At 64.9% G+C, this 22,929-nt stretch carries 18 protein-coding genes; 4 read left to right on the plus strand and 14 right to left on the minus strand.

The window, feature by feature from the left end:
• Position 1 precedes the first annotated feature (1 nt).
• From ATB98_RS20185 to ATB98_RS20210, 6 genes are all read right to left on the minus strand, one after another.
• Positions 2 to 1,075 carry an ABC transporter ATP-binding protein gene (locus tag ATB98_RS20185; protein ID WP_066876758.1) on the minus strand — a complete coding sequence of 358 codons (1,074 nt, stop codon included), beginning with the start codon at positions 1,073 to 1,075 and terminating at the stop codon, positions 2 to 4.
• Positions 1,076 to 1,095: 20 nt separating this feature from the next.
• The gene (locus ATB98_RS20190) at positions 1,096 to 1,959 is read right to left on the minus strand and encodes a carbohydrate ABC transporter permease (protein WP_066876760.1); all 864 of its coding nucleotides are present in this window, start codon (positions 1,957 to 1,959) and stop codon (positions 1,096 to 1,098) included.
• Positions 1,960 to 1,965: 6 nt separating this feature from the next.
• A complete protein-coding gene (locus tag ATB98_RS20195) occupies positions 1,966 to 2,856 on the minus strand; it encodes a carbohydrate ABC transporter permease (RefSeq protein ID WP_066876762.1) in 891 nt (296 codons plus the stop codon).
• A 62-nt stretch (positions 2,857 to 2,918) separates the two neighbouring features.
• On the minus strand, positions 2,919 to 4,178 hold the full coding sequence (locus tag ATB98_RS20200) for an ABC transporter substrate-binding protein (RefSeq protein WP_066876764.1): 1,260 nt from the start codon (positions 4,176 to 4,178) through the stop codon (positions 2,919 to 2,921).
• 430 nt (positions 4,179 to 4,608) lie between these two features.
• Complete coding sequence (locus ATB98_RS20205; protein WP_066876766.1) at positions 4,609 to 4,845, minus strand: hypothetical protein; 237 nt, start codon at positions 4,843 to 4,845, stop codon at positions 4,609 to 4,611.
• A gap of 240 nt (positions 4,846 to 5,085) precedes the next feature.
• On the minus strand, positions 5,086 to 6,150 hold the full coding sequence (locus ATB98_RS20210) for a glycosyltransferase family 2 protein (protein ID WP_066877383.1): 1,065 nt from the start codon (positions 6,148 to 6,150) through the stop codon (positions 5,086 to 5,088).
• 420 nt (positions 6,151 to 6,570) lie between these two features.
• Here ATB98_RS20210 and ATB98_RS20215 point away from each other — a divergent pair, with 420 nt between their 5' ends.
• Positions 6,571 to 8,037, plus strand: a complete 1,467-nt coding sequence (locus ATB98_RS20215; protein WP_066876768.1) for a mannitol dehydrogenase family protein — start codon at positions 6,571 to 6,573, stop codon at positions 8,035 to 8,037.
• Between the two features lie 121 nt (positions 8,038 to 8,158).
• Here ATB98_RS20215 and ATB98_RS20220 read toward each other — a convergent pair whose 3' ends face one another.
• From ATB98_RS20220 to ATB98_RS20230, 3 genes are all read right to left on the minus strand, one after another.
• On the minus strand, positions 8,159 to 8,947 hold the full coding sequence (locus ATB98_RS20220; RefSeq protein WP_066876770.1) for an ATP-binding cassette domain-containing protein: 789 nt from the start codon (positions 8,945 to 8,947) through the stop codon (positions 8,159 to 8,161).
• A complete protein-coding gene (locus ATB98_RS20225; RefSeq protein ID WP_066876772.1) occupies positions 8,940 to 11,195 on the minus strand; it encodes an ABC transporter permease in 2,256 nt (751 codons plus the stop codon). Before ATB98_RS20225 ends, ATB98_RS20220 begins: the two co-directional genes overlap by 8 nt.
• Positions 11,196 to 11,266: 71 nt before the next feature.
• The gene (locus ATB98_RS20230) at positions 11,267 to 12,349 is read right to left on the minus strand and encodes a substrate-binding domain-containing protein (RefSeq protein ID WP_066876774.1); all 1,083 of its coding nucleotides are present in this window, start codon (positions 12,347 to 12,349) and stop codon (positions 11,267 to 11,269) included.
• A gap of 401 nt (positions 12,350 to 12,750) precedes the next feature.
• On the opposite strand from ATB98_RS20230, the gene ATB98_RS20240 reads away from it, so the two are divergent.
• Complete coding sequence (locus ATB98_RS20240; protein WP_066876779.1) at positions 12,751 to 13,503, plus strand: carbonic anhydrase; 753 nt, start codon at positions 12,751 to 12,753, stop codon at positions 13,501 to 13,503.
• Between the two features lie 149 nt (positions 13,504 to 13,652).
• Positions 13,653 to 14,402, plus strand: coding sequence for an SDR family oxidoreductase (locus tag ATB98_RS20245; RefSeq protein WP_066876782.1), 750 nt, complete (start codon positions 13,653 to 13,655; stop codon positions 14,400 to 14,402).
• Between the two features lie 131 nt (positions 14,403 to 14,533).
• On the opposite strand, the gene xdhC is transcribed toward ATB98_RS20245, so the two are convergent.
• Genes xdhC through uraH form a run of 4 tightly spaced genes read right to left on the minus strand, consistent with a single transcriptional unit; the run spans position 14,534 to position 19,618 of the window.
• The gene (gene xdhC / locus ATB98_RS20250) at positions 14,534 to 15,391 is read right to left on the minus strand and encodes a xanthine dehydrogenase accessory protein XdhC (RefSeq protein WP_066877385.1); all 858 of its coding nucleotides are present in this window, start codon (positions 15,389 to 15,391) and stop codon (positions 14,534 to 14,536) included.
• Positions 15,392 to 15,409: 18 nt separating this feature from the next.
• Positions 15,410 to 17,755: a xanthine dehydrogenase molybdopterin binding subunit gene (gene xdhB, locus ATB98_RS20255; protein WP_066876784.1), complete on the minus strand. Its 2,346-nt coding sequence runs from the start codon at positions 17,753 to 17,755 to the stop codon at positions 15,410 to 15,412.
• 12 nt (positions 17,756 to 17,767) lie between these two features.
• Positions 17,768 to 19,249, minus strand: coding sequence for a xanthine dehydrogenase small subunit (gene xdhA / locus ATB98_RS20260; RefSeq protein ID WP_066876786.1), 1,482 nt, complete (start codon positions 19,247 to 19,249; stop codon positions 17,768 to 17,770).
• A 6-nt stretch (positions 19,250 to 19,255) separates the two neighbouring features.
• Entirely contained in the window at positions 19,256 to 19,618 is a 363-nt protein-coding gene (gene uraH, locus ATB98_RS20265; protein WP_066876789.1) for a hydroxyisourate hydrolase, read from the minus strand.
• A 179-nt stretch (positions 19,619 to 19,797) separates the two neighbouring features.
• Here uraH and puuE point away from each other — a divergent pair, with 179 nt between their 5' ends.
• Positions 19,798 to 21,225: an allantoinase PuuE gene (gene puuE / locus ATB98_RS20270; protein ID WP_066876791.1), complete on the plus strand. Its 1,428-nt coding sequence runs from the start codon at positions 19,798 to 19,800 to the stop codon at positions 21,223 to 21,225.
• A gap of 115 nt (positions 21,226 to 21,340) precedes the next feature.
• Here the strand turns inward: puuE and ATB98_RS20275 are convergent, their stop codons facing one another.
• Entirely contained in the window at positions 21,341 to 22,633 is a 1,293-nt protein-coding gene (locus tag ATB98_RS20275) for an NCS2 family permease (protein ID WP_066876793.1), read from the minus strand.
• Between the last annotated feature and the right edge of the window lie 296 nt (positions 22,634 to 22,929).

Genomic DNA, 22,929 nt, shown 5'->3' on the forward strand with positions numbered 1-22,929 from the left:
CTCAACCCTCCGGCTTGAAATCGACACGCCGCTCTGTGTCGGCATCGAACAGGAACATGCGATCCCTGGCGATCTTGACGCCGGCGGGCTGGTCGATCTGCCCGGCGAAATTCTTGTCGGCGCGCAAGGTCATGAGCCGGCCGCCCAGTTGCAGGCTGACGAGCGTATTCTCGCCGGTGAGCTCGACCGAATAGATCGGCGCGACCAGGTTGGCCTGGGCGTCGTCTGCAGCGGTGACGAGAGCGTCTTCGGGACGTACGCCGAGAACCGCGCGCGGGATGGTGACGCGGCCGGCACCGCCCACCCTCAAGCCCGCGCTCTCGAAGACGCCGTCCTTCACCTCGCCCGGGATCAGGTTCATCGACGGCGAACCGATGAAGCCGGCGACGAACAGGGTGCGCGGATCATTGTAGATTTCCCGCGGCGTCCCGAGCTGCTCGATCACGCCCTTGTTCATGACCGCCACACGGTTGGCAAGCGTCATCGCCTCGATCTGGTCGTGGGTGACATAGATCGTCGTCACCTGCAATTCGTGCTGCAGGTGCTTCAGTTCCGCGCGCATCTGCGTCCTGAGCTTGGCATCGAGGTTCGACAGCGGCTCGTCCATCAGGAAGACGCGCGGCGTGCGCACGATGGCGCGCGCGAGCGCCACGCGCTGGCGCTGGCCGCCGGAAAGCTCCTTCGGCAGGCGCTTGAGCATGGTATCGAGCTCGACCCGCCGCGCCACCTCGCTCACCCGGCGCTTGTATTCCTCCGGCGGCACTTTGCGGATCTTCAGCGGGTAGCCGATATTGTCCTCGACCGTCAGGTGCGGGTAGAGCGCGTAGGACTGGAAAACCATGGCCACGTCGCGGTATTTCGGCAGGACGTCGTTGATACGGTCGGCATCGATATAGATGTCGCCGGAGGTCGCCTCCTCGAGGCCCGCGACCATGCGCATGGTCGTCGTCTTGCCGCAGCCCGATGGCCCGAGCAGCACGAGGAACTCCTTGTCGCGGATCTCGAGGTCGAAGTCGTGGACGGCGACGAACTCGCCGAACTTCTTTGTGACTCTCTCGAACCTGACGGACGCCATAGGCCTCGACCCCTCTCCCTTCACCCCTTGACGGCACCGAGGGAAAGCCCCCGGACGAGATGCTTCTGGACGATGAAGGCGAAGATGACGATCGGCACGCAGGCCATGAAGCCGGCGGCGCTGATTTCGCCCCAATAGGTGTTGTACTGCGTCACCCGCCCTGCAATGCCGATCGGGAGCGTCTGTGACTGCTCGGTCAGCGTAATTACCAGCGACAGCAGGAATTCGTTCCAGGAGATGATCAGGGAGAAGATGGCCGTTGCCGCAAGTCCCGGCCGCGCGAGCGGCAGCGCCACATGCAGGAACGCGCCCCAGCGCGTATCGCCGTCGACGATCGCCGCTTCTTCGAGCTCGATCGGCAGGTCCTGGAAATAGCTCTTCATCATCCAGGTCGCAAACGGCAGGTTGAAGGCGGTGTAGGCGATGATCAATGCCGACTTCGTGTTGAGCATGTCGAAATAGTTGAAGAACAGGTAGAGCGGAATGATGCTTACGATCGGCGGCATCATCCGGGTCGACAGGATCCAGAAGGAGATCTGCCTTCGCCACTGCCAAGGATAGCTGAACCGCGCGAGTGCATAGCCGGCCATGGTGCCGAAAGTCACGGAGACCACGGTCGTGCCGACCGCGACGAGGAAGCTGTTCAGCGCATAGCGCAGGAACGGACGCTCGATGAAGGCTTCGTCGTAATGTTTCAGCGTTGGGTTCCGCGGCACCCATTCTGGCGGCACCGCGAAGATGTCGATGTCGAATTTGAAGGAGTTCGCCGCGATCCAATAGACGGGGAAGAGCGTCAGAACGAGGGCGACGAGGATCGTAAGATAGGCAGCGATGCGCAGCGCCCTCTCCCAGGCGCGGCTGCGGGTTCTGATCGCGGTCGCCATCGCCACTCACTCCGCCAGCCGCATGCGTTTCATGAACCAGGTGCTGAGGATGATCGTCACGAACAGCACGAAGAGCGATATCGCCGCCGCATAGCCGGGATCGGCGAAGCGGTAGGCAACCTGGTAGATATAGAGGCTCAGGACCTTGGTCCGGTCCGCCGGCCCGCCTCCCGTCAGAATGAAGACAAGATCAAAGAGACGCAGCGCGTCCATCACGCGAAGCAGAAGCGCGATGGCGATGACGGGCTTCAGGAAGGGGAGCGTCAGGTCCCAGAACTGCCGCCAGGATGAGGCGCCGTCGAGCGCCGCCGCCTCGTAGGGCTCGACCGGCAGGCTCGCGAGCCCCGCCAGCATCAATAGAAAGATGAACGGCGTCCATTGCCAGACATCCGCGACGATAATGGAGAACATCGCCAGGTTCACATCGCCCGCCCAGGCCTGGGTCGGAAGCCCGAGACGGAACATGATCTCGTTCAGGACGCCGAACTGCGGCTCATAGATAAGCTTCCAGGTGATCGCAACGGCGATCGGCGGCAGCATCATCGGAACCATCAGCACTGTCTTCAGAAACGTGAGCCGGCGGATGAACCTGTCGAGGAGCAGCGCCAGGCCAAGGCCGAGGAGGAACTCGATCGATACCGCGATGATGGTGAAGACGGCGGTGTTGCGAAGCGCCACCTGAAACTGCGCGTCGACAAGAAGCCTGCCGAAATTGTCGAATCCCACGAACTGCCAGGGCAGGTCCGGATTGGGGCTGACACGGTGCACCGCCGCATAGAACATGTAGATGCTGGGGAAGATCGTCAGCGCCAGCAGGATGAGCACCGTCGGAGCGAGCATCAGGTAGCGCAGATGACGCTCCGCCCAGCACTCCAGACCGCCTCCCGCCTTCACCATCGGACCCTCCCGTGAGCCGTGCGGGGGGCGGAAAAGCCCCGCCCCCCGGGCACGTTGGTCGCCTATTTGAGCCCGGTGATCTGCTCGATCGCGGCCTGCGAGTTCTTCAGCGCCTCTTCCGGCGTGATCGTGCCGGCGACCGCCTTGGAAAGCTCGATGCCGAAGGCATTCTCGATCTCAGGCCATTTCGGGTGGCGCGGACGCGGCGTCGAGGCCTGGATCGCCTCCATCAGCACCGGATAGTGCCGGAACTTCTCCTGCTTCGTCAGTTCCGGATCGGTGAAGACCGAGGCGCGGACGGGCGGATTGCCGCGCTCGGCGGAAACCTTGATCTGTTCGGCCGAGGTTGCCCAGAGCATGAAATCGAAGGCCTCCTGTTTGTTCTTCGAGGCTGCCATGATTCCCATGGTCCAGTGGCCGATTTCCGAGCTCCCCGGCTTGGTGCCGGCCGGGATCGGGCTGTAGGAAATCTTGCCGACCATCTTCGACTGGGTCGGATCCTCGAAGGTGGCGACCCAATTCGGCCAGTTGATCGACGAGGCGGCGGTACCGGCGGCAAGCGCGGTTCCCACCTCGTTGGCGTTATAACTTTCAACTCCCTTGGGCGAGACGTCGCGTAGCGCCATGAATGTCTTCATGGCCGCAGCGCCCTCGGGCGTGTCGATCGTCACCTTCGTCCGGTCCGCGTTGAACATGTCGGCCCCGTAGGACCAGAAGATCGGCATGAAATCGGCAACGACCGGGTTGCCCTGGCCGCCGCGGAAGACGTAGCCGAAATAGCGGCCGCCGCCCTGCTCCGTCAGCGTCTTCGCAGCCTTCAATACATCGTCCCAGGTCTTCGGCGCGTCGACGCCAGCCTCCTTGAATTTCGCGGCGTCATAGAAGAACATCTGGGCGTTGCCCACATAGGGCAGGCATACATACGGCCCCGTGTTGTAGGGATTGCGGCAGATCGCCAGCGACTTCGACAGGAAGTCGTCATCCGGGCCTTCCAGGCCGGCCTTCTTGAAGTATTCGGTCAAGTCCTCGAGGTGCCCGTTCTCGGCGAAGAACGGAATCCACGGATCATCCATGAGAATGATGTCAAAGACGCCGGACTTCGTCGCGCCTGCATTGGCGCCCTGTTCGAAGACATTGGCATAGGGCGCCTGGACCGCCTCCACCTTCGTGCCCTTCATCTTGGCGTAGTCGGCGGCGGCGGCTCTCAAGCCGTCGCCTTCGCTGCCCGAGGGCACGAGGATCGTAATATCGGCCCAGGCTAGCCCGCTGATCGCGAGCGCCGATGCCCCTACCGCCAAGGCGAGACACAGTTTGCGCACCATCATACACCTCCCAATCCGAGCTCCCTTGCGGACCGCCCCATGGAGGCCCGCCCGATCCGGCCGGCGGAGATGCTGGTGCAACGTTGACGGCGGACCGACCCGAAACCGGGCAGGCCACCATCGGGCTTCTCCACAAGCCGGCGTTGCTCCCGTCCCAAATCTACCACAACGCGCCTTGTTTATCGCGCTTTGTTTAGAGTGCTCTCATGCAACGAGCCCTTGCCTTCTTGGCTAAAGCGCGTAGCAATTGAATTCATGCGATGCGCTTAGGTTTTTGTTCTCATGCATGGCGTCGTCCCAAAACCGCTGCGCACTTTTGGGCGACATGCATTAGAGCGGGATGCGCTCACATGCGTTCGCGCCCGCCGCCCTATCTGTGTTTTGACGCATTGGTGCGACGTCAGGTGATTCCACCTGACTGCAAAATGCTCTAGAACCCAAACCCTCCAGGCGCGCCTTGGGAAACACTCGGGAGCCACAGGCCCTCGGCCCCACGCCAGCCGACAATCGGAATGTCGCACTTGCGATCGAACTTGCCGATCGGCGCCCGGCGCACGCAATTCTCCGCAGTTCGGAATTTGTGGCCCGGGATCTGGATCGTCCTGTCTGCCGCATGGGAGTTGGCCCACAATAGAAGGGCCAGCGCGCAAAGCGTGATCGTGCGCATGCCGCGTTCCTCCGCTGTTTGAGCGAAAGCTGATATTACATCAGACGCGGGAGGTTGGCCCTTAGTCCTTCCGACGTAGCGCGGCGAACATCCGGGGGAGCCGTGGGACTACCCGAGGTTTGGTGAAGGTCACCCGGCAGGAGCGGGATGCACTCACATGCGTTCGCGCCACCGCTCTACCTGTTTGCTTTTTTCCGCATTTGAGCGACGTCGGGTGATTCCACCTGACTGCAAAATGCTTCAGCCCACGACGTGGCGGATGGTCCTGGAAAGCCTCGCGAGAACGGCGGGCCTCGAGGAAGCGACGAGCTTCCATGACAGGACCGCCTTCGCCATGCGCTGCGGCAGCAGCCCGACGGACAGGAACCATGCGGCGAGCATCGCGCGGCGGCGCAGCGAGACATTCATGTCCATGCTGGCGACGGCGCCGGCGGTCGCCAGCGCCAGGCGGGAATCCTCCGCCACCGGATGGCGCCGGCTGTCCACGCAAAGGGAAGCCAGGCGCTCCTCCAGATGCACCGGATCGCGCAGATTCGCGTCGGGGCGAACCTCGAGCCCGACGTCGCCAGCCTGGTCCGCGAGCGCCTGCAGCCGGTGAAAGTCGTGCTCCACCCGCCAGCGCGCCCGCTGGCCGAGCTTCTCCGCGAAAACCGAATGATTGTTTCCGTGCATCCGATAGGCGCCGAGGCAGACGTCGAGCGACGTCACTTTCCCGTATAGTGGCGCGAGCGTGACCAGATAGCCGTCGGCCCCCTGCCGGAACTCGCTTTCCGGGACGGGAATGATGACATCGAGGGCCGAACGGGCGAAGGCGAGCCCGCTCGTGACGGTCGTCTGATAGCGCGCCCGGCGCAGCAATTGCGGCGTGACGTCGCCGGAATCGAAAGGCACTTGCGGCGGCGGGAAGATGTCCTTGATCCGCTGGCGCTCGTCGACGAGGTGCAGCCTGAATTGCATCTGCGCCGTGTCGTCTTCCCAGTTGGCGACGATCTCGGATACGGCCTCCGGGTACAGATAGTCGTCGGCGTCGAGGAAGAGAACGATCCCGCCCCGGCTTGCCGCGAATCCCGTGTTGAAAGCGGCGCCGTGGCCGCCATTCGCCTTTCGCCTGCACGCTTTGATCCGGTTTCCATAGGAGGCGATCACCTCGGCGGAGTTATCGGTCGATGCGTCATCGGCAACGATGACCTCGACATCGCCGTAATGCTGGGAAAGCGCACTGTCGATCGCGCGCGGCAGAAAGTGGGCGTAGTTGTAGTTGGCTATGATGATGGAGACGGAAGGGCGATCTTGGATGGAATGCATCGCGGTGAACCTCGCATATGGGCTTTGGTCGCGGCGAACCTTCTCATTCAGGTCCTTGGGGATGGTGCCCGTTCCGGCAAACGCAACGATCTCGGATTGCGACAGGAACGACCGGCGACGATGCGCCGAAGTGGAACGGGCGACGAAGATCGTACTCGATCCCGTGTGAGCCTCGTCAGTTTTGTGGCTTTTGATTGACGGAGGCGCGCTTTCGCCCTGCCGCGCCAACCCTACCGTGTCGACGCTTGCCCGGCTCCCGGATAGGCAGCAAGGCTCTTCGGTTGACGCGGGTTTACGGGCTCGTATATCAGTGAAGCCGACATCGGTCACGAGGGGATCAGAGCGCACCGGCCATGATGCCGCCGCGCTTGTCCAGGTGAGCGCATCCCGTCGTAGACAGTTCAAAGCGAGGCGGACCCATTGACCAGACTTTCCAGACAGGCACTCGACCGCCTTCCAAATGCCGTCAAAGGACCGAACTACGACCCCGCACGGGTGACGGTCGGCATCGTCCATCTCGGCATCGGTGCCTTTCACCGGGCGCATCAGGCAGCCTTCACCGACGCGGTGCTCGCCGATGACCCCTCCTGGGGCATTTGCGGCGTTTCGCTCAGAAGCCCGGACACGCGAGACGCGCTTCAACCGCAGGACGGTCTCTACACGCTTGCGGTCGTTGACGGAGAAGGCTCGCAACTGCAGGTGATCGGCAGTGTCGTCGAGCTCCTCTGCGCGCCGGAAGACCCGGAGGCCGTGCTGAGCCGCATGGCCGATCCCGCGACGCGCATCGTCTCGCTGACGATCACCGAGAAAGGCTATTGCCACAATCCCGCGACCGGCGCGCTCGACGAGAACCATCCCGACATCGTCCACGACCTTGCCAATCCGCGGCAAGCGCGTTCGGCGATCGGCTTCATTGTAGAGGCGCTCGCGCGCCGGGCAGCCTCCGGCGTCGAACCGTTCACCTTGCTCACCTGCGACAATCTCCCCTCCAACGGCCATGTGCTGAAACGCGTCGTCACGCGCTTCGCCGAGCTTCGCGATCCTGCGCTCGCCGCCCTCGCCGGCACCGTCGCCTCGCCGTCCACCATGGTCGACCGGATCGTCCCGGCAACGACCGATGCCGACCGCAGCAGGATCGCCGTGGCGCTCGGGCTTGAGGACGCCTGGCCGGTGATGACCGAGCCGTTCCGGCAATGGGTGATCGAGGACAATTTCCCGCTCGGCCGCCCGGCCTGGGAGAAGGCCGGGGCGCTTTTTGCCGACGACGTCTCCGTCTTCGAGATGATGAAGCTGCGGCTGCTCAACGGCAGCCACTCGACGCTCGCCTATCTCGGCTATCTCGCCGGTGCCGAGACGGTGGCCGAGGCGATGGCCCTGCCGGGCATGGAAGCGCTAATCGAGGGGCTGATGCGCGAAGAGGTGACCCCGACCTTGCCGCCCCTGCCGGGCATCGACCTCGCGGCCTACAGGGCCGAACTGCTCGACCGCTTCCGCAATCCGGCGCTCCGTCACCGCACCTGGCAGATCGCCATGGACGGTTCGCAGAAACTGCCGCAGCGCCTCCTCGGCACGATCCGCGACCGGATGAAGGCGGGAGCCGGCTACGATCGGCTGGCGCTCGGCGTCGCCGCCTGGATGCGCTATGCGCGCGGCCTGGACGAGGCCGGCCGCGCGATCGATGTCCGCGATCCGCACGCGGCGCGCATCACCGGGCTCGCGCAGGGGATCGGCGAACCGGATGGGATCGTCGCGGCTCTCCTGACGATGACGGACGTCTTCGGCCCGGACCTCTCGACCAGTGAGCCGTTCCGGCTGGCGCTCGTCAAAGCCTTGACGAGACTTCTCGAGGATGGGGCGGCAGCGACCGTTCGCTCCTACGCTCCGTGAAGTAATCCGCACCTCATCCGCCTGCCGGTACCTTTCTCCCCGCAAGCGGTTCGCAAGCGGGGCGAAGGGGCGATGCCGCGCCGTCTCAGTCCCCTCTCCCGTCCTTGCGTTCAAGCGGCGCTTACGGCCGGCGCGGGCTGGCTTCGTCTGCGGTCAGCGCCGTTTCGCGCGTGCCCGAGACGATGATCTCCAGCACCTCGTGTTCGTCGGTGTTCCTGACGTAGCGATCGCCGACATATTCGCCGCGTTTCAGCACCATCACGCGGTCGCCGACGGCGAAGATGTCGACGAGGCGGTGCGAGATGATGATCTGCGCCACGCCCTGGCGCTTGAGTTCGAGCATCGTCTCCAGCAGCCGTTCGGTCGCCATGGCGGAGAGGTTGGCGGTCGGCTCGTCGAGGATCACGACGGGCGGCTCGAAGGAGATCGCCCGCGCGATCGCCACGGATTGCTGGCGTCCGCCGGAGAGGCTTTCGACCTTCTGATAGACGGAGTTGACGTCGACCTTTAGCCGCTTCAGCACGCGGTCGGCTTCCTGATACATCCGCCGCCGGTCGACGAAGGGACCTCTGAGCGGCCAACGGCCGAGGAAGATGTTCTGGCCGACATCCATGTTCCCGCAGAGCGCAAAATCCTGGTAGATCATCTCGATTCCGGCCGCGCGGCTCTCGTGCGGGCTCCTGAAGTGCACCGGCCGGCCGGCGACGAGGATTTCGCCTGCGTCGCGCTGATAGGCGCCGGTGAGTATTTTCATGAGCGTCGACTTTCCCGCCGAATTGTCACCGACGAGGCCGAGGATCTCGCCGGGGTAAAGCACCAGGTCGACGTCGCGCAGCGCCTGCACGGCGCCGAAGGCCTTCTCGATGCCGCGCATCTCCACGATCGGCTCGATGGATGCCGCGTCAGCCATGCGTACCTCCTGGCGCCGAAGCGCGCTTTGCGATCCGAGCCCGCAGTTCTCCGAGAATGTTGGCCTGGCGCACCCAGATGTCGATCAGGACGGCGAGGATGAGGATGACGCCGATGAAGACGTTGATCCAGTGTTGCGGCATGCTGAAGCCCTGGACGTTCAATTGCAGCAGCGCCCGGATGAGGGTGATGACGGCCGCGCCTGCGAGCGAGCCGATCATGCTGCCATGGCCGCCGAAGATCGAACCGCCGCCGATGATCACCGAGGCGATGGCGTCGAGTTCGCGGAACTGGCCTGCGACCGGGTTGAAGCTGCGGAAATAGGCGATGTTGATGATGCCGGCCATGGTGGCGCAGAGCGCCGCCAGCAGGAGCGCGAGGAAGCGCACGCGGTTGGTGTTGATGCCGGCGTAAGCCGCGGCGCGCAGATTGCCGCCGGTGGCGTAGACCTTCATCCCGAAGGGGGTATAGGCAAGCACGATCGCGGCGATGACGGCGACGAGGAACATCCAGATCGTCTGGACGCTGATGACTTCGGCGACCGTGCGGACGATACCGGGCGGCAGCGAGAGGCCGAGATAGGTGAAAACGTCGTTCACCTTGCGACCGATAAGGTTGTAGCCCTCGCTCCAGCCGGTCAGCTGCCGGCCCGCCACCAGCCAGGCGGCAAGCCCCCGGGCGATGTAGAACATGCCGAGGGTGGCAATGAAGGAGGGCAACTTGAAGCCGACGGTGACGACCGCGTTGACGAGGCCCGCGAGCATTCCCGCAACGAGGCCCATCGCCACCGCGGTCATGGGATCGGCGCCGAGCACCTTGAGGAAATAGGCCGCCGTACTGCCGGCCAGCGCCAGCACGGCGCCGACGGAGAGATCGATGTCGCCGGCCGCGATCACGTAGGTGAGCCCGATCGTGATCAGCGCCAGTTCGGTATAGTTGAGCAGGATGGCGAAGGTGTTGGAGAGCGTCCACCAGTAGTCCGGCCGGAGCGCAAGCCCCGCCAGCCAGAGGACGGCGGCGAGCATGATGGCGAGCGCATCGCGCCGGGCGAGGAATTTGCCGAGCCCGGTCGCCGAAAACTCCATGTCGGCGGCCATCGCCCCCTTGGTCTGGACGCCTTCGAGCGCCACGCCGCCCATCTCGAGGGCCGGCGGCGGCGGCCGGCCCCTGAGCCAGGCCCAGAGCCGCGCGGCCAGTTGCCGACGCATGAGGTACGGCTCGATGAGCACGGCGAGCACGAGAAGGAGCCCGAGGAACACGAGCACCGCGCCCGCCGGCAGCGTATATCTGGCGCTGACCTCGATCGTCTCGCCCTCGATGACGACGCTGCGCGTGATCGGCCAGCCTTCGCGCAGCACCTTGTCGACCAGGACCACGAGGGCAGCCCCGAGGCACGAGCCGATCACGCGGCCGCGGCCGCCAAGGATCGATGCACCGCCGATCACGACGGAGGCGATGATCGTGAGCTCCCAGCTCACGCCGTAGAGCGGCGTCGCGCCCTTGTCCTGCGCCGCCGCGAGCAGCGCCGCCAGCGTCGCCGAGAGCGACGAGATCAGGTAGGCGCGCACGCGCACCCAATTGGTCGGGATGCCGGCATAGACGGCCGCCTGCTCGTTGCCTCCGGTTGCAAGGGTCTCATAGCCCCAGCGGGTCTTGGCGAGCACATAGGCGCCGATGACGGCGACGATGGCGAAGACGGCGATCTGATTGTTGAAGCCGAAAAGGTTCGGCTCGCCGAGATGAAAGAACAGCGGATACTCCCGGGCCTTGCCGGAATAGTAGATCGCCTGGCCGTGCGTCAGCGCGAGCACGAAGCCGCGGCCGATGAAGAGCATGGTCAGCGTCGCGATGAAGGCCGGCACCCTCAGGACCGTGACGAGCAGGCCGTTGACGAGGCCGATCGTCCCCCCCAAAGCCAGGCACAGGAGGAGGGTCGCGACGATGCCGAGGTCGAGGAAGCTCGAAGCGAAGAGCCGTGCGAAGACGACCGCGACCAGGCCGTAGGTCGAGCCGACCGAAAGATCGAGGTCCTTGTTGACGATGACGAAGGTCATGCCGACGGCAATGATGCCGACGCGGGAGGTGTCGCGCAGAAGCGCGTGAAGGGCCTCCGTGGAGCCGAAGAAGATCGGATTGACGATCGCGCCGCCGAGGTAAAGCAACACGAGGAAGGCAAGCAGGCCGAGCTCCCAGCCGCCGGCGAGCTGCGGCGGCGGGCGTTTGAGCGAAGTCGTCTTGGTCGGCGTCATGGCGTCTTCCGGGAGTGACGTGGAGCCGATACCCCCTCGCCGGGGAGCAGTCATACCGACGCGGCCACCGTTCAGTTCTCGAACCGCTTGCCGACCTTGCCGACCGTCTCCTTGGTCACGAGCTGCGCCCGCGTATCGAGGTTGGCGGCGGAGATGCCGCGGTCGATCTGCAGGTAGAGCTGCATCACCGGCCAGAAGCCTTGCAGGAAGGGCTGCTGCCCGAGCGAGCCGGTGAGGTTGCCGGCGGCGATGCCCTCCTGCTGCGCCGGGCCGAGGTCGAAACCGAAGGCGCAGAACTTGTTCGTCCATCCCATCTGCTCGACCGCCTTGACGAGCGGCGGGGTGAAGACGTTGTTGGCCGTGAAGGCGCCGACCACGTCGCCGCGCGACTCGAAGAGCGAGACGAGGGCGTTCACCGGATCGTTGGGATTGGTGTCGATGCCGACATTTTCCGGACCCGCATCGACCTTGAACGCTTCGAGCTTGCCGGCGTCCTTCAGGGTCTTGACGATGGCATTGAAGGCGGCGGTGACGCGGTTGTTGACCTCGATATTGCCCATCGCGGTCGACGAGGGCAGCACGATCGTGCCGCTCGTCTTGCCGCTGTCGAGCACGCATTTGGCCAGCGCCTCGCCGCCGATCGCGGCGGCCGAGGCATCCTGGCCGGTGTGGCTGATGCCGCTGCGGTTGAGGAGCGTCCCGTCAAAGGAGTTCGTGGTGGCAACCGGAATGCCGGCCGCCTCCGCCGCCTTGACGATGTCGTTATAGGCGCCGACCTGCGGCGTCGTCATGATGATGCCGTCTATCGTCGGGTCGCGGACGATCTGGTTCAGGATTTCGATCTCGCGGGCCGGATCGTCGACCGGCGATTCGGAACCCAGCAGCAGGATCGTGGCGCCGATCATGTTTCCGGCCACCTTCGCCCCGACATAGACCGGATCGAAGAAGCCGTTGCCGGCCGTGTGCGTGACGATGGCGAAGGTCAGGTGACCGTCGGCCGAATGGAAGTCCTTGGTTTCCGGAGCCTCCTTGGCCGCCTCATCGAAACTATAGCCGCCGACGGCCTTCTCGACGCTGCCCGACTGTGCGAACGCAGGTGTCACGCCAATTGATAACGCCGCGGCCGAAACCGCGGAGAGCAAAATTCGCCTCATGGCTTTCCTCCCTCGGATCACCGTGGCGCCGGCAGGAAAGACCGGAACCCGCGTGATCGCCTCCCATCGGCTAGAGTGGGATACGGGTGAAAAACCGCCGACACTTTGCCCCTCCCGCTCTGTCGTTTAGCGGGCGAAAGCCGTCCGAGCGCATGCCGAGAGGGCGCCGAACGCCTCCTCCCATGTGCTATTGTCTGCGCAAGTCGGCCGCAAGTAAATGGCGAAAAGTGCTACGAATGCGGGAGCTGTTATCTCCTCGAGACACCTCTTCCCGCAGGCTCTGTCCATTTCGCGCAGGTCCTTTTCGAATCCGTCGATTTGACAGTTGATGGACAGGTATCGAAACACAACATCCCGCCCGCGCGGGCGCATCCGCTCGTGCGCATTCGAAAGGACTGAGAATGGAAAGACGTAATTTCCTCCGGGGCCTGGCTCTGCTCGCCGCCTGCCCGCTCTGTGTCAAGACGACCTTCGCTGCCGAGGGCGTGCACTGGAGCTATGAAGGCGAAGAGGGCCCTGAGCATTGGGGTTCCCTGAGCAAGGAGAACGGCGCGTGTTCGGCCGGCTCGCAGCAATCGCCGATCGACATTCGAAGCGCGATCAAGGCCGATATTCCGGACCTCGCGACCGACTGGAAGAGCGGCGGCACGATCCTCAACAACGGCCACACGATCCAGGTAAAGGCCGCCCCGGGCGGCACGCTCAAGCGCGGCGACAAGACCTACGACCTGGTGCAGTACCATTTCCACGCGCCGAGCGAACATCTGGTCGACGGCAACAGCTTCCCGATGGAAGTGCACTTCGTCCATAAGCACGCCGAAACCGGCGCGCTCGGCGTGCTCGGCGTCTTCCTCGTGCCCGGCGCCGCCAACGCGACCTTCGCGAGCCTTGCGGCGAAATTCCCGCAGAATGCCGGCGAGGAAGTCGCGCTCGACGCCGTCGATCCGCGCGGGCTGCTGCCGTCTTCGCTCAAGTATTGGGCCTATGAAGGATCGCTCACCACCCCGCCCTGCAGCGAAATCGTCGACTGGATGGTGGCGATGGAGCCGGTCGAGGTCGATCCTGCCGACATCAAGAAGTTCACCGCGCTTTATTCGATGAACGCGCGTCCGGCGCTTTCGTCCAACCGGCGTTATGTGTTGAGCTCCAGCTGATCATTGCAGCAACCAGGGCCCCGGCGGCGCATCGTTTGCCGGGGTGTCCCTTTGCGCGCTTGCGAACGGCGCATTTGGCTGCAAATGTCCCCGTGCGGGAAATCGGCTCCATCCCGCGGTTCGATGATTGAAGGCAGCGAGGGCAAGCGATGTTCGACCTCAAGGGCAAGACCGCGTTGGTGACCGGCGGCGGGCGCGGACTGGGCCTCGAAATGGCGAGGGCGCTGGCAAGGGCCGGCGCCTCAACGGTGATCAACGGCCGCAACCGCGAGAGCCTCGAAGCCGCGCAGAAGCGCCTCGCCGGCGAAGGCGTTGCGGTCGGCATTGCGGCAGGCGATATCACGCGGGACGTCGACAGCATCATTGCCGGCGCCACCGAGAAGACCGGCCGGCTCGACATCCTCGTCCACGCGGTGGGCGAACGCGATCGCCGCGGCACGGAAGCGATGGAGCCGCACGCCTTCGCCGCACTGTTGAATACCGATCTCATCGCCGCCTATGCCGTCGCAAAAGCCGCGCTCCCCCATCTGCGGCGCTCGACGGCCGGGCGCCTGATCTTCGTCACCTCGATCGCCGCCTTCGCGGCACGGGCGGGCGACCCCGCCTATACGGCGGCCAAGGGCGGGCTTTCGGCGCTGACGCGCTCGCTCGCGGTCGAGCTCGGCGCCGACAATCTGACCGTCAACGCGATCGCGCCCGGCTGGTTCGCCACCGAGACCAACGCGCATCTCGCCGCCGATCCGGCCCTCCAGGCCTTTGTCGAGATGCGTATTCCGCTGAAGCGCTGGGGGCGGCCGGAAGAGATAGCGCCTGCCGCCGTCTTCCTCGCCTCGCCGGCGGCGAGCTTCGTCAACGGCATCACGCTTACCGTAGACGGCGGCATGACCGTGCAGATGTGAGGCCTGCGCGCGGCCGTAGAGCGAGAGCGGCTAGAGCGGGATGCACTCACATGCGTCGCGTCACCGCTCTATCTTTTTGTTTTTGCCGCGTTTGTGCGACGTCAGGTGATTCCACCCGACTGCAAGATGCTCTAAGCCTTCACCGGCTTTTGCCGTTCGGGCGATGTTGCTTTTTCCGGTAACGCTTGGTTCAGCGTCGCCGTCGTAATCTCAGCGGCGGCAAGTGCCGCGATCACTGCGGGGCGCTTGTCCTTCACCGCCGTGCCGCCGATCGGGCAGACGAGTCTTACGGAAAGCTCAGGGCGTCCGATTTCGCGCGAGAGCCAGTTGCGGAAGGTGGCGCGCTTGGTCTTCGATCCAATCATGCCGACATAGTGCGCGTCCTGCCGGGCAAGCGCTTCCGCCGCAATGAGGAAGTCGAGCGCATGGTCATGGGTGAGGATGACGAAGGCGCTGCCGGGCGGCGCATCGCGGACGACCGCTTCCGGCATGGCGGTGAGGCAGGTCTCGATCCCCGGGACGTCGGCTGACGAAAGCTCGTGCTCGCGCGTATCGACGAGAACGGTTCTGACCGGCAGCAGCGACAGCGCTTTAGCCAGCGCCTCCCCCACATGACCGGCGCCGAAAATATAGACATGCGGCCGTCGCGCGATCTCGCCGTCGCGACGCGCGACGAGCGCGGCCCGTATCGGCTTGTCGACGGTCTTGAACGAGAGCGTGACGCGGCCGCCGCAACATTGGCCGATCTCCGGACCGAGAGGAATGCTCAGCCGGTCCTCAGCGCCCGCGCCCTGAAGCTGTTTCCGGGCATGATCGATCGCCATGTATTCCAACTGGCCGCCGCCGATCGTGGCAAAGGTGCGGTCCTTCGAGACGAGCATCCAGGCATCCGTGTCGCGCGGCGTCGAGCCGGCCACGCCCGTCACCTCGACGAGGACGCAGCCCGCCTCGCGGTTCAGGAAATCCCGGATGTCCTCTTTCGGCGCCATGTGCCTCATCGATGTGCCTCATCCATCCGCCTTGCCGCACCATTCGGCGCGCAGGCGCTCGATCGCCATCAGCACCCGTTCCGGCGTCGCCGGCGCATCGAGGCGCGGCGGGATACGATACTCCGCAACGCTCGCCGCTGCCATCGATATGGCCTCCAGAACGGAAATGCCCAGCATGAAGGGTGGTTCCCCGACCGCCTTGGAGCGGCGGATCGTCTCTTCACGGTTGACCGACCATTCCGCCAGACGCACGTTGAAGATGCGCGGCCGGTCCGAGGCAAGCGGGATCTTGTAGGTCGACGGCGCGTGGGTGCGCAGCCGCCCCTTGGCATCCCACCAGAGCTCTTCCGTCGTCAGCCAGCCCATGCCCTGGACGAAGGCGCCCTCGACCTGGCCCAGGTCGAGCGCCGGGTTCAGCGACTTGCCGACGTCGTGGATGATGTCGGTGCGCTCCACCTGGTATTCCCCGGTCAGCGTGTCGACGCTCACCTCGGAGCAGGCGGCGCCATAGGCATAGTAATAGAAGGGGCGCCCCCTGCCCTCGGCGCGATCCCAGTGAATCTTCGGCGTCTTGTAGAAGCCGGCGGCCGAGAGCTGCACGCGCGCCGCATAGGCCGACCTGATGAGGTCGGTGAAGGCGATGCGTTCGGCGCCGATCCTCACCACGTTCGGCTCGAAGGCGATCTCAGCCTCGCTGACGCCGTAGCGCTCCGCCGCAAAGCGCACGAGCCGTGCCTTGATCTGCTGGGCGGCGTTTGCCGCCGCCATGCCGTTGAGGTCGGAGCCGGAAGAAGCGGCCGTCGCCGAGGTGTTCGGCACCTTGCCGGTCGAGGTCGCCGTCACCTTGATCCGGTCGAGATCGACCTGGAACTCGTCCGCGACGACCTGCGCGACCTTGGTGTAGAGCCCCTGCCCCATCTCGGTGCCGCCGTGGTTGAGCTGGATCGAGCCGTCGGTATAGACATGGACAAGCGCGCCGGCCTGGTTGTACTCGGTCTTGGTGAAGGAGATGCCGAACTTGACCGGTGTCAGCGCGATTCCGCGCCGGACCACGCGGCTCTCGCGGTTGAAGGCGATGACCGCCTGCCGCCGGGCGGCATAGTCGGCCGAGGCTTCGAGGTCCTCGATGATGCGGCCGATGATGTTGTCTTCCACGGTCTGGTGATAGGGCGTCAGATTGCGCCCGGCACCGCCGTAGAAATTGAGCTTGCGAATTTCGAGGGGATCCTTGCCGAGCGTATAGGCGATGTCCTCGATCATGCGCTCGCCGCCGACCATTCCCTGCGGCCCGCCGAAGCCGCGGAAGGCGGTGTTCGACACGGTGTTGGTCTTGAGCGGACGCGAGCGCAGCCGGACATTCGGGTAGAAGTAGCAATTGTCGGCGTGGAAGAGCGCGCGGTCGGTCACCGGGCCGGAAAGGTCGGCCGAGAAGCCGCAGCGGGCGGAAAAGACCGCATCCACCGCCTTGATGCGCCCGTCGCCGTCGAAGCCGATCTTGTAGTCGACATGGAAGTCATGGCGCTTGCCGGTTGCGACCATGTCGTCGTCGCGGTCGGGGCGGACCTTGACGGCGCGGCGGTATTTTTTAGCGGCCAGCGCCGCCACCGCCGCGAAGAGATTTGCCTGCGTCTCCTTGCCGCCGAAGGCGCCGCCCATCCGGCGGACGTTGACGGTGATGGCATTTGACGGCACGCCCAGCACCTGGGCGACCATGTGCTGCGTCTCGCTCGGATGCTGGGTCGAGGCGAAGACGGTCACTTCGTCGTCCTCACCGGGGATCGCGAAGGAGATATGGCCTTCGAGATAGAAGTGATCCTGGCCGCCGATCCGCATCTCGCCCTCGACGACGTGCTTCGCCTTGGCGAAACCCGCGTCGATGTCGCCGCGCTCGAGCTTCAAGGGGTCGATGACCAGCGGATAGTTCGCGGCCGCCGCCTCGACGACATCGGTCACATGCGGCAGATCGCGATAGTCGACCTTGACCTTCGCTGCCGCGCGTCGGGCGGCGTCGCGCGAGGTGGCGATGACGGCGAAGATCGGCTGGCCGTGAAACTCGACCTTGCCGGTCGCGAAGACCGGATCGTCATGCTTGTGCGCCGGGCTGATGTCGTTCTCGCCGGGTATGTCGTCCGCCGTCAGGATGCCGATGACGCCGGGGCTGCTCGTCACCGCCTCGAAATCGATCGACAGGATTTCCGCATGGGCACGCCCGGAGAGGCCAAGATAGCCGTGCAGCGTACCGGCGGGTTCGGGAATATCGTCGATATATTCGGCCGTGCCCGACACATGCTTGTGGCCGGACTCGTGCCGTTCCTTCTCGTGGACGCCGCCGCGGATGCGGTCGACAGGCTGCATCACATTCATCGCTTTCCTCCCTTAGACGGCCACCGCGGCGGTGCGGTCGATGCGGACGTCATGCGTGTCCTGCGTTTCGAGATAAAAGCGCCGCAGGAGGTTCTTGGCGACCAGCATTCGGTATTGAGCGGAAGCGCGCCAGTCGCTGAGTGGGGTGAAATCCTGCGTGAAGGCCGCGGCGGCGGTTTCGATCGTAGCCTCGTTCCAAACCGCGCCCTTCAGCGCCGCCTCGACGTTCGTTGCACGTTTCGGCGTGGCGGCCATGCCGCCAAAGGCGATCACCGCATCCGCGACCCGGCCGTCGCCGAAGAGCCTGACCCGGAACGCACCGCAGAGGGCAGAGATGTCCTCGTCGAAACGCTTGGAGATCTTGTAGACGGCGATGCGGTCGGCCTCGCAAGGAAAAGGGATCCTGACGCTTTCCAGGAATTCGCCCGGCTCGCGGTTCTGCTTGCCGTAGTCGATGAAGAAGGCTTCGAGCGGCAGCGTCCGGCGCCTCGCCCCCTTGCGCAGGGTTATCGAAGCACCAAGCGCGATCAGCGCCGGCGGCGTGTCGCCGATCGGCGAGCCGTTGGCGATGTTGCCGCCGACGGTTCCCATGTTGCGCACCTGCTCGCCGCCGATCCGGTCCCAGAGCTCGCGCAGTTGCGGGAAGTGGCGGACGATTGCCGGATAGGCCTCCGTGTAGCTGACGCCGGCGGCAAGCGTGACACCGTCCGCGTCCACCGAAATCCGGCGGAGCTCCTCGAGGTGCGAGAGGTGGACGACTGGCGCGATGTCGCGCATGAACTTCGTCACCCAAAGACCGACGTCGGTGGAGCCGGCGACGATCGTCGCCTTGGGTTTGCTTGCGAGAACCTCGGCGAAATCGTCGAGCGACGCCGGAAGCACGACGCGCTTGTCTTCGTCACCGATCTCGACGCGGCGGCCGTCGCGGAGGGCGGCCAGTTGTTGCGTGACCTTCTCGCGCTCGGCGACCAGCGGATCCTTGCCGAGCTCGCCGATCGAGGAAATCGTCTCTGCCGCACGAATGATCGCGGCGTAGCCCGTGCAGCGACAGAGATTGCCCTGCAGCGCCTTCTCGATCTCCGGGATGCCCGGCTTGGGGTTCGCCATCCAGAGACCATAGAGCGACATCACGAAGCCCGGCGTGCAGAAGCCGCATTGCGAGGCATGCGTGTCGACCATCGCCTGCTGCACCGGATGGAGCGGACCGTCCGGCCGGGCGAGCGCCTCGACGGTAACGACGTGGCAGCCGTCTAGCGAGGCGACGAAACGGATGCAGGCGTTGACGGATTCGTATTTGAGTTGCCCGTCGAGGAGCCGGCCGACGAGCACGGTGCAGGCGCCGCAGTCCCCCTCCGCACAGCCCTCCTTGGTGCCGCGGAGATTGCGATCGATGCGCAGGAAGTCGAGCAGAGTTTCGACCGGCGAGACATCGGCAAGCTCGACGAGCCGGTCGTTCAGCAGGAAACGGATCGTGTTTCGGATTTCGATCGTCATGGCCGGTCAGCTCCCGCGATAAGTGGAGTAGCCATAGGGCGAAAGCAACAGCGGCACGTGGTAATGCGCGTCGTTGTCGCCGATGCCGAAGCGGATGGGGATGACGTCCAGGAACGGGTTGGCGCCGTCGGTCCGAAGGTATTCGCCGGCATGGAAGCGCAGTTCGTAGACGCCGCACTGCATCGACGCTCCGCTGAGCAAGGGCTCGTCGCACCGGCCGTCGCCGTTCGTGCGGGCGGAAACGAGACGCTCCCGCCATTCGCCGTCGAGGCGATAAAGCTCGACGCGCAGGTTCGCGGCCGGCTTGCCGCTTGCGGTGTCGAGCACGTGGGTCGTGAGCCGCCCCGCGGTTCCACCTTGAGATTGCATGCCTCTCGCTCCTCCGATGGTCAATTCTGCCGCCGAGTATCCAGGGCTCGCGCGCCCATGTGTAGCAGGCTCAAACTTCGAGACTTTCAAATTTTTCGAGGGGAATAGGCGGGTGGATTTCTCGCTACCAATCGGCCCGGAAAGAATTTGCAAGACAATCTTCAAGAGGAGCTGTTGCGATGAGATATTCCCGCGATCTTTGGGGCCATGGTCCGAGCCCCCGTACCTCCTGGCCGGACCAGGCGCGGATCGCCGTGCAATTCGTCGTCAATTACGAGGAAGGCGGCGAGAACTGCGTGCTCCATGGCGACGCGGCGTCGGAAGCCTTTCTGTCGGAAATCGTCGGCGCTCAAGGATGGCCTGGCAAGCGCCATTGGAACATGGAGTCGATCTACGAATACGGCGCGCGCGCCGGCTTCTGGCGGCTGCACCGCCTCTTCACCGGGAAGAACGTGCCGGTCACCGTCTATGGCGTCGCCACGGCCCTCAAGCGATCGCCCGGCCAGGTCGCGGCGATGCAGGAGGCCGGCTGGGAGATCGCCTCGCACGGGCTCAAATGGATCGAGCACCGGGATTTCGACATCGAGCGGGAACGCGCCGAGATCGCCGATGCGATCCGGCTTCACACGGTCGTCACCGGCGAGCGGCCGCGCGGCTGGTACACCGGCCGCTGCTCGGAAAACACCCTCGATCTCGTCACCGAGGCCGGCGGTTTCGACTATGTGTCCGATTCCTACGCCGACGACCTGCCCTATTGGCACGAACATGCCGGCCGGCATCAGCTCGTCATCCCTTACACGCTCGACGCCAACGACATGCGTTTCGCGACGGCGCAGGGCTTCAACAGCGGCGACCAGTTCTTCACCTATTTGAAGGACAGTTTCGACATCCTCTATGCCGAGGGTCTGGCCGGCTCGCCGAAGATGATGAGCATCGGCCTCCACTGCCGCATCGTCGGCCGCCCGGGCCGCGTCGCCGCGCTGGAGCGCTTCCTCGACTATGTGAAGGGCCATGAGAGGGTCTGGCTCGCCCGGCGTGTCGACATCGCGCGCTACTGGACGGAAAGCTATCCGTTCCAGCCGAACGCCGATCGTCCGTCGCGACTTTCCGAGGAGGCCTTCGTCGCCCGTTTCGGCGGCGTCTTCGAGCATTCGGACTGGATCGCCAGGCGGGCCTTCGAGCGTGAGCTCGGCCCCGCCAACGACACGGCGATCGGCCTGCATGCGGCACTGGCCGCGGTCTTCCGCGAGGCGAGCGAGGCGGAACGGCTCGCCGTCCTGAAAGCCCACCCGGATCTCGCCGGCAAGCTCGCCGCGGCGAAACGGCTGACCGAGAGCTCGACCGAGGAACAGGCCTCTGCCGGCCTCGACGCACTGACCGATAGCGAACGCGAGCGCTTCGCGGCGCTGAACGGCGCCTATGTCGAGAAGTTCGGCTTTCCCTTTATCATGGCGGTCAAGGGTCGCAGCAAGGATGAGATCCTGGCGGCCTTTGAGTCTCGCATCGCCAACGATCGCCAGAGCGAGTTCGAGACGGCGTGCCGTCAGGTGGAGCGGATCGCGCTTCTGCGACTGCGCGGGCATGCTGAGGGAGTGACGAGACAATAATCTCGACGCCTTCGGATCCCGCTCCCAATGAAAATGGCCGGCCCGCGACGTGACGGGCCGGCCATTTTTCTCGTCTTGCAAAAGGGGCGCTCACACGCCCCTCCCGCAAAATCCGTCAGCCGCCGAAGAAGGCGAAGCGGACGACGAAGAGCGCGGCGACGATCTGGGTCGCCGGGTGAATGACGTTCCACTTGCCGGTGCAGACCTTCAGGATCACGTAGCTCACGAAGCCGAAGGCGAGGCCGTTGGCGATCGAATAGGTGAAGGGCATGGCTATCGCCGTCAGCGCCGCCGGTGCCGCCTCGGTCAGGTCGTCCCACTCGATATCGGTGAGCTCGCGCATCATCAGCCCCGCCACGTAAAGCAGTGCCGGCGCGGTCGCGTAGGGGGGCACGGCAGCGGCAAGCGGCGAGATGAAGAGCGCAGCGAGGAACAGCACCGAGATGGTGAGCGCCGTCAGGCCCGTCCGACCGCCGGCCTGGACGCCGGAGGCGCTTTCGACATAGGCGGTGGTGCTGCTGGTGCCCATCAGCGAGCCGGCGACGATGGCCGAGCTGTCGGCGAGCAGCGCGCGGCCGAGACGGCTCGGCTTGCCCTCTTCCACCAGTTGCGCGCGCTTCGCGACGCCGATCAGCGTACCGGTCGCGTCAAAGACCTCGACGAGGACGAAGACGAGGATGACGTGGACGAGGCCGCCATGCAGCGCGCCCATGATGTTGAGCTGCAGAAAGGTGGGAGTGATGCTCGGCGGCGCCGAGACGATGCCCTTGAACTCGGTCACGCCGAAGAGCATCGAGAGGACCGTCACTACCAGAATGCCGATGAGGATCGACCCACGCACCTTGAGCGAATCCAGCACGGCAATAACGAAGAAGCCGAGGATCGCGAGCAGCGGCCCGGTCTGCTTCAGATCGCCGAGGCCGACCAGTGTCGCCGGATTGTCGACGACGATGCCGGCATTCTTGAGGGCGATGATGCCGAGGAAGAGGCCGATACCGGCCGCGATGGCGCTGCGCAGCGAGTGCGGTATGCCGGCGATCAGCCAGCTGCGGACGCCGGTGACCGTCAGCAGCAGGAAGATGATGCCCGAAATGAACACCGCCCCGAGCGCCTGCTGCCAGGTGAAGCCGAGGGCGGCGACCACGGTGAAGGCAAAGAAGGCGTTGAGCCCCATGCCCGGCGCCATGCCGATCGGCCAATTGGCGACGAGCGCCATCACGGCGGAGCCGAGTGCTGCGGCAAGACAGGTGGCGACGAAGATGGCGTTGCGATCCATGCCCGTGGTCGACAGGATGTCCGGGTTGACGAAGACGATGTAGGACATCGTCAGGAACGTCGTGACGCCGGCGATCACTTCCGTGCGCACGGTCGTGTCGTGCTCTTTCAGCTTGAAGAGTCGTTCAAACATTTTTCCTCCCTTGGATCACGGCGACCCGGGGCGCGCCCGGGATCAGGACCGTGATCGACTCTCATCAGTTGGAGCGGGACACGGGCGCAAAACCGCTCCCACCTTTTCACCCCCGTTGCGGCCGCCGTCATCCGACGCTGCCGAACGGACAGGCCGGCGTTGCTCCTCCAACTGCCGGCCATTCGATTGCAATCACGCCGAACTTCTTCCGCGGTGATCCGGGCCCTTGACCCCACACCGGACCGAGCGCAGCCGCTCCTTGTCCGGCGCGATGATTGTGCGTCTTCACGGCCATC

The sequence above is a fragment of the Sinorhizobium saheli genome (assembly GCF_001651875.1).
Taxonomy (GTDB): Bacteria; Pseudomonadota; Alphaproteobacteria; order Rhizobiales; family Rhizobiaceae; genus Sinorhizobium; species Sinorhizobium saheli.

Bases quoted from the DNA above. Each gene is read 5' to 3' on its own strand.
- ATB98_RS20190 (WP_066876760.1), bottom strand. From the start codon at position 1,959: ATGGCGACCGCGATCAGAACCCGCAGCCGCGCCTGGGAGAGGGCGCTG.
- uraH (WP_066876789.1), bottom strand. From the start codon at position 19,618: ATGCAATCTCAAGGTGGAACCGCGGGGCGGCTCACGACCCACGTGCTC.
- ATB98_RS20205 (WP_066876766.1), bottom strand. From the start codon at position 4,845: ATGCGCACGATCACGCTTTGCGCGCTGGCCCTTCTATTGTGGGCCAAC.
- ATB98_RS20240 (WP_066876779.1), top strand. From the start codon at position 12,751: ATGGAAAGACGTAATTTCCTCCGGGGCCTGGCTCTGCTCGCCGCCTGC.
- ATB98_RS20210 (WP_066877383.1), bottom strand. From the start codon at position 6,150: ATGCATTCCATCCAAGATCGCCCTTCCGTCTCCATCATCATAGCCAAC.
- ATB98_RS20195 (WP_066876762.1), bottom strand. From the start codon at position 2,856: ATGGTGAAGGCGGGAGGCGGTCTGGAGTGCTGGGCGGAGCGTCATCTG.
- xdhC (WP_066877385.1), bottom strand. From the start codon at position 15,391: ATGGCGCCGAAAGAGGACATCCGGGATTTCCTGAACCGCGAGGCGGGC.
- xdhB (WP_066876784.1), bottom strand. From the start codon at position 17,755: ATGAATGTGATGCAGCCTGTCGACCGCATCCGCGGCGGCGTCCACGAG.
- ATB98_RS20200 (WP_066876764.1), bottom strand. From the start codon at position 4,178: ATGGTGCGCAAACTGTGTCTCGCCTTGGCGGTAGGGGCATCGGCGCTC.
- puuE (WP_066876791.1), top strand. From the start codon at position 19,798: ATGAGATATTCCCGCGATCTTTGGGGCCATGGTCCGAGCCCCCGTACC.
- ATB98_RS20245 (WP_066876782.1), top strand. From the start codon at position 13,653: ATGTTCGACCTCAAGGGCAAGACCGCGTTGGTGACCGGCGGCGGGCGC.
- ATB98_RS20185 (WP_066876758.1), bottom strand. From the start codon at position 1,075: ATGGCGTCCGTCAGGTTCGAGAGAGTCACAAAGAAGTTCGGCGAGTTC.
- ATB98_RS20275 (WP_066876793.1), bottom strand. From the start codon at position 22,633: ATGTTTGAACGACTCTTCAAGCTGAAAGAGCACGACACGACCGTGCGC.
- ATB98_RS20225 (WP_066876772.1), bottom strand. From the start codon at position 11,195: ATGACGCCGACCAAGACGACTTCGCTCAAACGCCCGCCGCCGCAGCTC.
- ATB98_RS20220 (WP_066876770.1), bottom strand. From the start codon at position 8,947: ATGGCTGACGCGGCATCCATCGAGCCGATCGTGGAGATGCGCGGCATC.
- xdhA (WP_066876786.1), bottom strand. From the start codon at position 19,249: ATGACGATCGAAATCCGAAACACGATCCGTTTCCTGCTGAACGACCGG.
- ATB98_RS20230 (WP_066876774.1), bottom strand. From the start codon at position 12,349: ATGAGGCGAATTTTGCTCTCCGCGGTTTCGGCCGCGGCGTTATCAATT.